Source organism: Acinetobacter sp. A47 (assembly GCF_000805455.1).
In the GTDB taxonomy this organism is placed as follows: domain Bacteria; phylum Pseudomonadota; class Gammaproteobacteria; order Pseudomonadales; family Moraxellaceae; genus Acinetobacter.
Genome location: NZ_JSUS01000001.1, coordinates 142039 through 155675 on the forward strand (window position 1 = coordinate 142039; position 13637 = coordinate 155675).

A 13637-nucleotide genomic window follows, 5' to 3' on the forward strand; every position below is an offset into this window, starting at 1 on the left:
TAATATGTGTAAAAAATGAGGGAAAACATAAGCGTGGAACAACTAAACCCATCTGATTTAAAAGCAATCTTACATTCTAAACGTGCCAATCTTTATTATTTAGAGCATTGTCGTGTCATGCAAAAAGATGGGCGAGTGTTATATCTCACCGAAGCAAAAAATGAAAATCAATACTGGAATATTCCAATAGCCAACACGACGGTAATATTACTGGGTACAGGGACTTCCATTACACAGGCTGCGATGCGTATGTTATGTAGTGCTGGGGTGTTGGTGGGGTTTTGTGGAGGTGGGGGAACGCCGCTATTTGCAGGGAGTGAAGTGGAGTGGCTCATGCCGCAGAGTGAATACCGGCCAACAGAATACATGCAAAGCTGGATGAGCTTTTGGTTTGACGAATCTAAACGTCTAGAGGTTGCAAAGCAATTTCAGTTTGCTCGTATCGAGTTTATTCGCAAAGTTTGGGCAAAAGATAAAGAGCTTAAAGATGAGGGATTTTATCTGGATGATCTGGATATTCAACACGCCTTAAATGGTTTTGAAAAGAAAATTCCAAAGATGACGAAGGTTGGAGATTTGCTGCTTGCAGAGGCCCAGACGACCAAACAACTTTATAAAATTGCGGCGACCCGTTGCAAACTCGGTTTTGAACGTAATCCTGAACAAGGTGATCTTGCGAATGATTTTTTGAATCATGGTAATTATCTGGCTTATGGTCTGAGTGCGACAACGCTTTGGGTCTTAGGTATTAGCCATAGTTTTGCAGTCATGCATGGAAAGACCAGACGCGGGGCACTGGTCTTTGATGTTGCAGATTTAATTAAGGATGCTGTGGTTTTACCGTGGGCATTTATTTGTGCCAAAGAAGGTGCGAATGAGCAGGATTTCCGTCAACAGCTATTGCAGAAGTTCACTGAATATAAGTGCCTGGACTTTATGTTTGAACAGGTGAAATTGCAGGCTTGTAGAAGCTTTCCGAGTGTGGAGAGTGAATGATGATTGTTACTTTTATTTCCCAATGTGAAAAGAAAGCAATTCCTCGTACACGGCGTGTGCTGGATGCCTTTGCAGATCGGATTGGTGATAACACCTGGCAAACGGTGATCACCGAAGAGGGGCTGTTAGCAGTAAAAAAGCTACTGAGAAAAACCGTTACGAAGAATACGGCGGTGAGTTGCCATTGGATTCGGGGTCGCCGTAGAACTGAACTTTTATGGATTGTAGGAAATCGGAACAAGTTTAATGAACAGGGGATTGTGCCTGTGAATAGGACTGCCAAGCCTATCAAGTTAGACCATAATGATACCAGTTGGCACACAGCCCCATTGATTACTGTATTAAGTCGGATTGCTGCTTTATTCCATGACTTTGGAAAAATAAATCCTTTTTTTGCCAAGAAAATAGCCAACGCAAAATACAATAAAAAGCCGATTGCTGATCCATTTCGGCATGAATGGATTTCTTTAAGATTATTTGAAGCCTTTGTAAAATCATGTGGTCATCAAGATGAGTTCTGGATTGAAAAACTAATCAAGATCTCGCCTCAAAATGATGATTATAGATGGCTCGAAAATATGATTAAGGACCATCCTGACCAAGCACAGCATCCATCACCATTTCGAGAAATACCAGAAATTGCCAAACTGGTTGCCTGGTTAATCGTTTCACATCATCGTTTGCCTGTCCCGGATAATGTGTTGAGCAAAGATAAAAGTAAAGATGATCAGTATGCTGTAACAAAGTTTGCCACAGTCTTAGATGACCTGAATTTTAAATGGTGTTATCCACGTGAGTATGTGGGTAAAGATAAAAATCAGGAAAAAGAGATTCAGCAATGCTGGAACATAAAAGCAGCGCATGTTCCTTTTAATAGCCAAATATGGTGTAAGGAAATGAATAGCTGTGCAGCAAAGCTTATGCAACTTTATAAAGCCTATCCAGCGACCAGTTTGTCCGATCCTTATCTCAGCCATGTTTCCCGTTTGGTATTGATGTTATCTGATCACTATTATTCAAGTTGCGAGGCGACACCCAAATGGCATGATCCGAAATATTCCTGTTATGCCAATACAGATAAATTTGGTGAATTAAAACAACCTTTAGATGATCATCTGGTTGGCGTAAGCCAATCTGCTCGCAAGCTTATGGGGGCATTGACGCGTTTAGATGAGTTATTTAATCGTCTACCGAAACAACGATCTTTGGAAGGAAAAAATAGCAATTCTTATTATAAATGGCAGGATAAATCCTATCAGGAAGCTTGCAGCATTCAGAAAAATTATCCAGATCATGGATTCTTTGGTGTGAATCTAGCATCAACTGGGCGGGGGAAAACCTTAGCTAATACTAGAATCATGTATGGGTTGGCTGATCCTGAAAAGGGTACGCGGTTTAATATTGCGTTGGGCTTGAGAACTTTGACTTTACAAACAGGCAAGGCGCTGCGACAAAAATTAAATCTGGATGATACCGATTTAGCCATTATGGTTGGTGGTGGAGCGGTTAAGGAAATATTTGAACAATATAGTCAAGCTGGTTCGGAACAACTCATTCAGGATATCGAAAATCCTGACCCAACTAAAAACCCTGCCTTAGCCAAAATGATGGGATCAGAATCTTTAACAGGTTTATTTGAACCTGATGTAGAAGTTGATTTTGAAGACTTTGAGCCAGATTTTGACGGAATTTTGCCATCAGATCATTTGTTAACAAAATGGCTAAAAGGTAATCATCAAGTCAAGAAAATGCTGATGAGTCCAATCTTATGTTGCACGATTGACTATTTAATTCCTGCAACTGAAAGTACCCGCGGTGGACGGCAAATTGCCCCGATGTTACGCTTGATGTCATCCGATTTAGTCTTTGATGAACCTGATGATTTTTCACCCGATGATTATTATGCACTCGCCCGGCTGGTGTATTGGGCCGGTTTATTGGGGAGTCGGGTGTTGTTGTCTTCTGCAACATTAACACCCGCTGAAATTAATGGTTTATATCTGGCCTATAGTTCTGGGCGCAAGTTTTATAATCTTCATCGTACTCAAGCCAACCAGCCGATTATTGCAGCATGGTTTGATGAAAATGAGAAAAGTATTACCCATCAAGTTATTCCATGTGATGGTACGGTCAAAAACGCAGAAGCCAATCCCGTATTTGAAAAAGCCCATCATCAATTTACCAAGAAACGGGCGACTTATTTAAATGAACAGGCAGCTTCAACACAAAGACGTACCTTGGAATGGGTCGGTTTACCTAGACAAATCCCTGCAACTGAAACGTGGCAAAATGTATTTACCCAACATATTCTAAGCACGAGTTTAAAAGCTCATCAGTTAAATGCCATTACTGATCCAGCAACAGGTAAACAATATAGTGTGGGATTGGTCCGTTTTGCCAATATTGATCCCCTGGCAAATATTGCCCAACTGTTATTAAAACAAAAAATTGATGCAGACACTCGTATTCATTTGTGTGTATATCATTCCCGTTTTCCGTTACTGATTCGAGCCAATATTGAGAAATATCTGGATGAAATTTTAGATCGAAATAATAGTAAGCAACCCCATGATCATCATTTGGTACAGAACTGGTTGCAAAAATATCCTGAACAAAAACAGTTGATTTTGGTCTTGGCTTCGCCTGTCTGTGAAGTAGGGAGAGACCATGATTATGACTGGATGATCATTGAACCCTCTTCGATGCGTTCAATTATTCAGGCTTCGGGTCGAGCAAGACGGCATCGTATAGAACCATACTTCCATCCGAATGTCTTTATTATGGAAACCAATATCCGACATTTTAGGTATCCTCAACAAATCTGTTTTTCTCGTCCTGGTTTTGAAGCAACCGGATTTGAGTTTCAAGGGAAAGGTGTAAGGAGGCATTTTTTACGGGGAATAGATGATACAAAAAATGCAGGACTGATGGATCTTAAGCATTTTAAACAACTCGACTCAATTGCCCGATTGACCCAGCCGCCGGCAAATTACCTCAAACAATTCTATGAAAGATCAGGCTATCCACGTTTAGCTGATTTGGAACATGACCGCATGCATCATATTTTATTAGGTCATGGCATTTGTCCTGATATGCGTCCTATTGATGTATCCCCAATCAAATTTCCAGCCTATAGTTTTTGGAATACGCCTATTCATTACACTGGCATTTTACAAACACTCAGCCGGTTTCGGCAGTCACAGGCTGAATTTTTTACTGCGTTGAGGGCAGAAGAGGAAGAGCAGCCTTTAAAGCTTTATCAATATAATGAAAAAACAGGGAATTGGTTACTGGTTGAAAGTTTGGTTAGACGAATTGAATTGGCAAATAATCCTCAAATTCATTGTTGGCCAAATCAGAAGCCTGAAATCGCTTTAGAAAAATATTTAGATGCGACCACAGTTGAGCGAAGCTGGTCTGAAAATTGTTCCCGCTATTTAAGCCTAAACTTACCCATACTGGCAGAGCAAAAGAAATGGCTTTATCACGATTGGTTAGGATTTATAAGGAAGTAAACCTTATAAATCCTAAAACCTAAGCTACCTGTGCGGCAGTGAACTATAAATAACGTTCAAATATTTCTAAGCTACTTATATAAGTAGATGTGAATTTTAAACCGAGTCATATTGCATAAGCAAAGTTAACAAGGTAAGTTAAATAAGATAGATACAATTTTTTAAAATTACGATTAAATAGGATTAAAATGAAGTGGAGGATATATGACAATTGAAGCAGAAGAAATTGAAGATGCTTCACCACCAACCATTCGAGCCTTGATTGAGCAATATATTCAGGGACGTTTAAATGAAAAGTTGGAGAAGCTCAAAGAAGATGACTTTACTGAACGTGAAAAGCTGCTGGAAAAATATCAACCTGAAACATGGTTAGAAGAGGCCAGTTTAAGGATCAGCCAAATTCGCTTGGCAACGCATACGCCTAAACAGCATCACCCCAGTTCTAAAGCATCGGCCATGTTTTATGCAGAGCAGAACAAGACTCATGATTTTGTTGGATCACAAGGTTTGCAACTTGAAGCTGATGTAATTGGTAATGCTGCCGTCTTGGATGTATTTAAGTTATTACGGCAAAAGTTTAAGGGCATTTCATTACTTGATCGTTTATTAAAAGCCGATCAGGATTTTATCGCCGCACTTTCAAAACATGCTGAACAGGCACAAATCCGCTATCAACGATTTTTGGCATTTAGTGAAATTCCATCGGAGTTAAATGCAGGGCGCTTATCCAAACAGGTTTATTTTCCTGTCGATCAAGATAAGTATCATATCTTGGTAATTTTATACCCCAGTGCATTGGTACATCGGGTGTATCAGCAAATCTCACAGGATCGTTTTGGTGAGTCAAGCAAGGTGTTACGTGAAGCTCGCTTTAAGGAGCTGCATTATCCGCAGGAAAGCCGAGAGTACCCTAGTTTACTGGTTCATAATTATGGCGGATCAAAACCCCAGAATATTTCACAACTCAATAGCGACCGGCGTGGTTCGATGTGGTTATTGCCATCGTTACCACCTGTTTGGCAAGGACTGTTGGTTGAATTACCAAAATCTGGTTCAGTGTTTACAGGTTATTTAAGTAACCGTCAGGATGTAAAACCGATTTTAAAGTCTATCATTCATATGTATCGACATGAATATGATCGAAATAATGTTGCATTTCGTGATAAGCGAGATGAATTGGTCAATCAGCTTGTAGATTGTGTGATTGATATGAGCCTTGAACTTCAACAAAGTGCAACTTCAGGTTGGACACTTGATTCGCAGCGTAAATTTAATCGTGCTGAAAGTTTCTGGTTAGATCGTGGTTATCGTGAGGAGCTTTTTGATAAGGAAGATTTGGACACTTTGACAGAAGAAGAACAGGAATGGTTAAAGGGTTATCGTTGTCGGGATTGGCGTACAGAAGTGGGCAACAACTTTGGCGATTGGTTAAACAAAGTGTTAACCGTTAGAGGCAAATTAGCTGATCTGGATGATCATGAGGCTCGGGTATGGTCAATTGCTTTACGGGATAAGTTGCAATTACTCAAAGAGGAGTTTGCTTAATGCGTTATGCCTATCCTAAAGCTTTATACATTGTTCGTTTACAAGTTGAAAATGCTTCTATTATCAATAGCCATCTAACATGGGGCTTTCCCGCACCGAGTGCCTTTACAGGGTTTGCTCATGCTTTGCAGCGAAAATTGAATGAACAAGAACAGTATCACACTCTGGAGTGTTGTGGAGTTGGTATCGTATGTCACCAGTTTATCCCTCAAGTGACTAAAAGTAGCGATTACCGTTATTCGCCGTACCAACTCAATCTCGCTCGTCATCCTTTGGAATCAGATGGATCAACGCCTGCAATGGTGGAAGAAGGAAAAGGGCATTTTGAAGTCAGTTTGATCATTGGCTTAAGTGGCAATGATTTAGATCAACATTTATCTGCCAATGATGAAGATTTAAATGAGCAAACCCAATACTTGATTCAAAGACTTAACCAATCAATTTATGGAATGCGTTTGGCTGGCGGGGCAATTTTTCCTCATCGACGGGTAAAGCCTAAATTGGTGAATTGGTCATTGTCTGAGGCTATTAATAAAACCAAAAAGTTGCGTCATATGTTATTGCCAGGTTTTGTATTGCTGCATCGACATGAAGTATTACTTGCCCATCAAAAATGGTTAAGCCAACAACACGCCTATTTAGAGACGCAAGGACATCAACCTGATGTTCTGGATACTTTGCTGGATATCAGCCGCCTCAATCTTTCCAGTACGGAACAGCCGCAACTTGGTGTTGATGGAGAGCGTAAAGGTATTTGGCAGGTACGGCCTCGTCCTGAGCATTTAAAAGGCTGGTTAGTACCAATCCCAATTGGTTATGCGGCATTAACAGAACTGCAAGACAAAGGCTCCATTACCGGATTAAGGGATAATCAGTATCCAGCAACTTTTGTTGAAACTTTATTGAGTTTGGGGCAGTGGCAAAGTCCGCATCGGATTGAGGATTTAACCTATACCTTGTGGACATATAACAACGTGCCTAAAGACGGTGTTTATGAACTCATTCAACCTTTTGCGCCAAAACTTAACATCCAATTATTGTCAGATGATTTAGAGGAACAATCATTTGATGACTATACAAATTATGAAAATGAGGAATATTAATCATGGCTAAAACTCCATCTAATAATAAAATTAAAACTGCATCAGTATTATCGTTTAACCGTCATTTAGATCCATCAGATGGGCGCATGACCGTAGTTAACTGGAATGAAATTGAAAATGGTGCAGGTACTACGGTTATCCAGATCCAGGAAAAATCAGTACGAGGTACAATCTCAAACCGTCCTAAAAATACCAAAGAAATTGATCCTGTCTATATTAATGCCGCAGTTGAAAAAGCCAATTTACAAACCGTTGATATTGCTGCATTGCCACAAGGTAAAGATACCGTTGCCGTTACATTTACCTTACGTGTTTTACCGAATGTTGGACAACCATCGGCCTGTAATGATGAGAGTTTTGCTGAACGACTTAATGCAGTTGTTTCAGGGTATAAAGCGGAATCACAGTTTAAGGAACTGGCTAAACGTTATGCAGTAAATCTGGCAAATGGACGCTTCTTATGGCGAAACCGTATTGGTGCGGAAAATGTCATTGTGTCGGTTGAACGTATTGTGGATGGTAAAGCAAGTGCAAAATTGAGTTTTGATGCTCTGGCTAACCGTTTATATGAGGTTAAAGTCGATTCAGAACAGGAACAATCGTTAGCACAACTTGCTACATGGATTCAGGCAGGGTTGACGGGTAATGAACATGTATTATTAAGAGTTACTGGTTTTGCTCGTTTAGGAGAAGGGCAAGAGGTTTATCCTTCTCAAGAATTAATTCTTGATGCAGGGAATACAAAAGGTAAAAAAAGTAAAACCCTATATGCAATTAACAACAAGGAAGCAGGGATTCACTCACAAAAAATTGGCAATGCCCTACGTACTATCGATACATGGTACCCAGATGCAACCAAACCGATTGCTGTTGAACCATATGGTTCAGTGACTTCTGAAGGTAAAGCATATCGTCAGCCTAAAGAAGGACAAGATTTTTATAGTCTGTTTGATGGTTGGGTAAATACAGGCAGAGTTCCTGAAATTGAACAGCAGCATTATGTGATGTCTGTGCTGGTACGTGGTGGCGTCTTTGGTGAGAGTGATAAATGATGCAATATTATATTGAGCTTACCCTTTTGCCTGATGAAGATACTTCTGCGTATTTTCTTTGGTCAAAAGTCTATACTCAGCTCCATATTGCTTTTGTTGAACATATTGATGAAAAAGAAAAGATACCCTTTGGTGTATCTTTTCCTCAATACGGTATTAACCGGCAAAAGAATATTGGGTTTTTGGGTAAGAAAATTCGTATCTTTGCAAATACAGAAGCCGAGTTACATCAACTTAATCTGGGGAAATGGCTGGAACGATTAGTGGATTATGTCCATGTTACTCAACCGCGAGATGTCCCTCATGCTAAGGTCACTGGATTTGCCAATTATTTTCGAGTGAATCCGAAGATGAATTTGGAGGAACGTATTGCTCATCAAGCGCAGCGTCGCAATATTTCTTTGAATCAAGCGAGGCAGCATTTTAAGGAATATATTGATCACCCCATCGTTGAGCCTTATGTAAGTTTAAAAAGTCTGAGTGCCAAGCGAGAGGAAAATATAGATCGGCCATATCGTTTATATATTGGTAAATCTGTTGCCGATGAGGCAAAAGAGGGAACATTTGGAACTTATGGGTTAAGCCGCTTCTCAACCATACCAGAGTTTTGACCCAATATTTTTTCTATTCTTTAACAGTTTAATAAAATCAATAAGTTACAATAAGTGGTTTTTTGATTGGGTAAAATGCCATAATTTATATTAACTACTTGTTGTAACTTATATTTTTACTATAATTTTATAGTTCATGGCGGCATACGCCATTTAGAAAAGTAGGTTCGCCCGTCGTAGGGTCTTTTTCTTGTTCATGGCGGCATACGCCATTTAGAAAGATGTTCTCCGGCTGTATTAAGTACAATGGTAGTTCATGGCGGCATACGCCATTTAGAAAATAGCAATCAACAGAGCCGTTAGAATTGTTTGGTTCATGGCGGCATACGCCATTTAGAAAAGATCAGGAAGCCGACCAACACAACAATTAAAGTTCATGGCGGCATACGCCATTTAGAAATTAAATTCAATTAGATCAACAAGAATCTGTTTGTTCATGGCGGCATACGCCATTTAGAAAGGTTTATGATTTAACTAGGGATTAACAGAAAAGTTCATGGCGGCATACGCCATTTAGAAAAGCATACCAAGACATCATGCGTGAGCTTGGTAGTTCATGGCGGCATACGCCATTTAGAAAGTTAAAATGCTTTACTAGCTTGCCTGTTTGATGTTCATGGCGGCATACGCCATTTAGAAAGATACATGCAGATGCCCATAACATATAACCTGGTTCATGGCGGCATACGCCATTTAGAAATGTTTCTTTCTTAATCTTTGCAAAGAAAGTCAGTTCATGGCGGCATACGCCATTTAGAAATGATGTTGCAAAAAGTATTATTGCTGAGCAGAGTTCATGGCGGCATACGCCATTTAGAAAGTAGTCGTGCTGGAATTTCCGAATCAGGTAATGTTCATGGCGGCATACGCCATTTAGAAAAATACTCAGTGACTGCCCATATCCCACCACAAGTTCATGGCGGCATACGCCATTTAGAAAAACCAAAAAAATCTTTAATTGATTGCCAAAAGGTTCATGGCGGCATACGCCATTTAGAAAACTGTTTTATCGGGGGGAATGAAAAAGGAAGCGTTCATGGCGGCATACGCCATTTAGAAATCATCATAAAAAATCACTGAACCATCCGGACAGTTCATGGCGGCATACGCCATTTAGAAAACTCTGTGATGACTGAGCCTGGGCAAAATAATGTTCATGGCGGCATACGCCATTTAGAAAAGCCTGGAACATTAATCGGATTAGATGTAACCGTTCATGGCGGCATACGCCATTTAGAAAGAACTGACACATAACGATTTAAAACCTTCTCTGTTCATGGCGGCATACGCCATTTAGAAAATTCGGTTTAAGCACCCGGAAGCACTCAGCGAGTTCATGGCGGCATACGCCATTTAGAAATTGGCATCATAGCTGCAACAGATGGTCATAGAGTTCATGGCGGCATACGCCATTTAGAAATCGTTAATTTCCTTGGCAACAGTAGTTTTATCGTTCATGGCGGCATACGCCATTTAGAAATAATCATGTCTAACGTTCCAATTAAGACGATTGTTCATGGCGGCATACGCCATTTAGAAATGATGTCAAATCAGGCTAATGCTGAGCATCTATGTTCATGGCGGCATACGCCATTTAGAAATCATAAAGATGACACTCTCTGCCAGTATCCTCGTTCATGGCGGCATACGCCATTTAGAAAAGTACGCTTTGCATCATGGCTATTAATCAGGTGTTCATGGCGGCATACGCCATTTAGAAAATTCTGTCTCTGAATAACAATGACATGCTCACGTTCATGGCGGCATACGCCATTTAGAAAAAAAAGGCCAGCAAAGAGAACAGCAAAAAGTAGTTCATGGCGGCATACGCCATTTAGAAATAATGTAAAAATCATTTGGCAACGCCCCACACGTTCATGGCGGCATACGCCATTTAGAAAACTGTTAGAAGCTGCGCCTTGATAGCCACTGTGTTCATGGCGGCATACGCCATTTAGAAATCTTGGTTTTCCAGGGTTGAAAATCAATAAGAGTTCATGGCGGCATACGCCATTTAGAAAATAATCACCACTGTTAGAAGCTGCGCCATAATGTTCATGGCGGCATACGCCATTTAGAAATAGCTAAAGCTGTTGAGGTTTCACGCCTCAGCGTTCATGGCGGCATACGCCATTTAGAAAACTACATTGTGTCCGGCCTTCCGCGCAGCGCCGTTCATGGCGGCATACGCCATTTAGAAATTTCACCGGGCGCGCGTGAGTTCTTACAAGTAGTTCATGGCGGCATACGCCATTTAGAAAAACATGAGTTAATGATGATGCAATTAGAGTTTGTTCATGGCGGCATACGCCATTTAGAAAAAAGCATGGATGTGTACTCAACGGGGCCAATCGTTCATGGCGGCATACGCCATTTAGAAATTAAAGACCTCATATGCATCGTTAGCGGTAGTGTTCATGGCGGCATACGCCATTTAGAAACGATCAACATCACTTAAACGGGTACGCACTAAGTTCATGGCGGCATACGCCATTTAGAAACATCTGCCGTAGTGCGCTTTACGGCGATCATCGTTCATGGCGGCATACGCCATTTAGAAATTGCCAACGTAGGTGAGCCATTTTTTGAAATGGTTCATGGCGGCATACGCCATTTAGAAAGAATAAGGAAATTGCCAAGTTTGCCTTAGGTTGTTCATGGCGGCATACGCCATTTAGAAAACACGAAAGCCGATGAAATTCCGAATAAGGAAGTTCATGGCGGCATACGCCATTTAGAAAGTCTGATTACACTGATATGGCTGTTAAGTTCTTGTTCATGGCGGCATACGCCATTTAGAAAAGGACAAATATATTCACGAAAAACTCGGAGACGTTCATGGCGGCATACGCCATTTAGAAAGCCGGGATCGCGCCTCGTTGGCACATACGATAGTTCATGGCGGCATACGCCATTTAGAAACACAGCACGTGTGATCTATAACAATGAATCAAGTTCATGGCGGCATACGCCATTTAGAAATATTGCCTGACGAACATTAGATTGTAATTCCTGTTCATGGCGGCATACGCCATTTAGAAATTGATGAGCCTTGATGGATTTTGAATTATGGCGTTCATGGCGGCATACGCCATTTAGAAAATATTTTGACTTGTGGTGTTTTTTGATTAAACGTTCATGGCGGCATACGCCATTTAGAAAAAAAGAAAGTGATGCACTTTCTTTACGTCAGTGTTCATGGCGGCATACGCCATTTAGAAAAGAAGAAATAGACCCTGCTCTGCAAGCTCTATGTTCATGGCGGCATACGCCATTTAGAAAACTGACGCTACCAATGGGTAAAACCTTGCACTGTTCATGGCGGCATACGCCATTTAGAAAAAACTGAGCAAGGATGATTATGACGGTGCGTTGTTCATGGCGGCATACGCCATTTAGAAATGCCAGTTCCAAGTCGCTTTGAAAGATTCCCAGTTCATGGCGGCATACGCCATTTAGAAATTACTGTAAATACAAACTCTTAACCTCATTAAGTTCATGGCGGCATACGCCATTTAGAAATGATGGACAACGTAAGCCATTCGGGTTGTAGCGTTCATGGCGGCATACGCCATTTAGAAATAGCAACGGTCAGTGAGGCTTCAAAATCTAGTAGTTCATGGCGGCATACGCCATTTAGAAATATATCAATGGTATTAACCTAAAGAAATACATGTTCATGGCGGCATACGCCATTTAGAAAAGACATCAACAGGCCGCAGATATGGTACTACTGTTCATGGCGGCATACGCCATTTAGAAAGGATAAATCCCGGTATTTTTGGAATTGTTTTGGTTCATGGCGGCATACGCCATTTAGAAAAATGTGTTGCGCCACGGCCTGCCTGATATGGAGTTCATGGCGGCATACGCCATTTAGAAAGTTCGACTGGAGAGATTTGCCCAATGGCTGTGGTTCATGGCGGCATACGCCATTTAGAAAAGACCGAAGCAACCCGTTATTATCCTCGCACCGTTCATGGCGGCATACGCCATTTAGAAAAGTTCAACACAATGCCCACCGGGCAAAATTTGGTTCATGGCGGCATACGCCATTTAGAAATCATCCAGTTAATCAAATCTGCCTTGATAAATGTTCATGGCGGCATACGCCATTTAGAAAAAACATAAGCGGTGCAACAATAACGCCAAACAGTTCATGGCGGCATACGCCATTTAGAAAATAATTAAGTTGGATGCGACTGATTTTCCACGGTTCATGGCGGCATACGCCATTTAGAAATGATGGACAACGTAAGCCATTCGGGTTGTAGCGTTCATGGCGGCATACGCCATTTAGAAAGATAAGAGTATCACTGGCAATGAAACGATTTAGTTCATGGCGGCATACGCCATTTAGAAAGTTGTTGTCCGGCATGCTCTGGGCACACGTATGTTCATGGCGGCATACGCCATTTAGAAATACGCGAGGAACGCGCTCAAGTCCTGTCTGATGTTCATGGCGGCATACGCCATTTAGAAACATTGCTTGAGCGCTGTTTTGGTCTTGCTTATGTTCATGGCGGCATACGCCATTTAGAAAACGCAGCCTTTAAGCTTTTCTGATGCATGGTCGTTCATGGCGGCATACGCCATTTAGAAAAATTAGATATAACACCGGCGAGTATAGCTATGGTTCATGGCGGCATACGCCATTTAGAAATGAGGGTGAACTCTATAACGAAGACCATGATCGTTCATGGCGGCATACGCCATTTAGAAAATTTAGAACCGAAGCCGGGCTATCAGCTGTTTGTTCATGGCGGCATACGCCATTTAGAAAATTACCTTTTTGTGAATATTTCATAGTTAAAT

Annotated in this window: 6 protein-coding genes and 1 CRISPR repeat array (1 of these 7 running past the window's edge); all 6 genes read left to right on the forward strand. The window is 41.1% G+C overall.

The window, feature by feature from the left end; translation table 11 throughout:
- Positions 1 to 33: 33 nt before the first annotated feature.
- The 6 genes from cas1f to cas6f all read left to right on the forward strand — a co-directional run bounded on the left by cas1f (position 34) and on the right by cas6f (position 8822).
- Positions 34 to 996 carry a type I-F CRISPR-associated endonuclease Cas1f gene (cas1f, locus tag OC23_RS00620; protein ID WP_038342049.1) on the forward strand — a complete coding sequence of 321 codons (963 nt, stop codon included), beginning with the start codon at positions 34 to 36 and terminating at the stop codon, positions 994 to 996.
- Positions 993 to 4511: a type I-F CRISPR-associated helicase Cas3f gene (cas3f, locus tag OC23_RS00625; protein ID WP_227505522.1), complete on the forward strand. Its 3519-nt coding sequence runs from the start codon at positions 993 to 995 to the stop codon at positions 4509 to 4511. Before cas1f ends, cas3f begins: the two co-directional genes overlap by 4 nt.
- 204 nt (positions 4512 to 4715) lie before the next feature.
- Positions 4716 to 6056 carry a type I-F CRISPR-associated protein Csy1 gene (gene csy1, locus OC23_RS00630; protein WP_038342050.1) on the forward strand — a complete coding sequence of 447 codons (1341 nt, stop codon included), beginning with the start codon at positions 4716 to 4718 and terminating at the stop codon, positions 6054 to 6056.
- Positions 6056 to 7159 carry a type I-F CRISPR-associated protein Csy2 gene (gene csy2 / locus OC23_RS00635; protein ID WP_038342051.1) on the forward strand — a complete coding sequence of 368 codons (1104 nt, stop codon included), beginning with the start codon at positions 6056 to 6058 and terminating at the stop codon, positions 7157 to 7159. Before csy1 ends, csy2 begins: the two co-directional genes overlap by 1 nt.
- Before the next feature lie 2 nt (positions 7160 to 7161).
- Positions 7162 to 8211, forward strand: a complete 1050-nt coding sequence (gene csy3, locus OC23_RS00640; RefSeq protein WP_038342052.1) for a type I-F CRISPR-associated protein Csy3 — start codon at positions 7162 to 7164, stop codon at positions 8209 to 8211.
- Positions 8211 to 8822, forward strand: coding sequence for a type I-F CRISPR-associated endoribonuclease Cas6/Csy4 (cas6f, locus tag OC23_RS00645; protein ID WP_038342561.1), 612 nt, complete (start codon positions 8211 to 8213; stop codon positions 8820 to 8822). Before csy3 ends, cas6f begins: the two co-directional genes overlap by 1 nt.
- 132 nt (positions 8823 to 8954) lie before the next feature.
- A CRISPR array of direct repeats spans positions 8955 to 13637; the repeat unit is 28 nt; unit sequence GTTCATGGCGGCATACGCCATTTAGAAA; it runs 798 nt beyond the window's last position.

Bases quoted from the DNA above. Each gene is read 5' to 3' on its own strand.
- cas3f (WP_227505522.1), top strand. From the start codon at position 993: ATGATGATTGTTACTTTTATTTCCCAATGTGAAAAGAAAGCAATTCCT.
- csy1 (WP_038342050.1), top strand. From the start codon at position 4,716: ATGACAATTGAAGCAGAAGAAATTGAAGATGCTTCACCACCAACCATT.
- csy2 (WP_038342051.1), top strand. From the start codon at position 6,056: ATGCGTTATGCCTATCCTAAAGCTTTATACATTGTTCGTTTACAAGTT.
- csy3 (WP_038342052.1), top strand. From the start codon at position 7,162: ATGGCTAAAACTCCATCTAATAATAAAATTAAAACTGCATCAGTATTA.
- cas6f (WP_038342561.1), top strand. From the start codon at position 8,211: ATGCAATATTATATTGAGCTTACCCTTTTGCCTGATGAAGATACTTCT.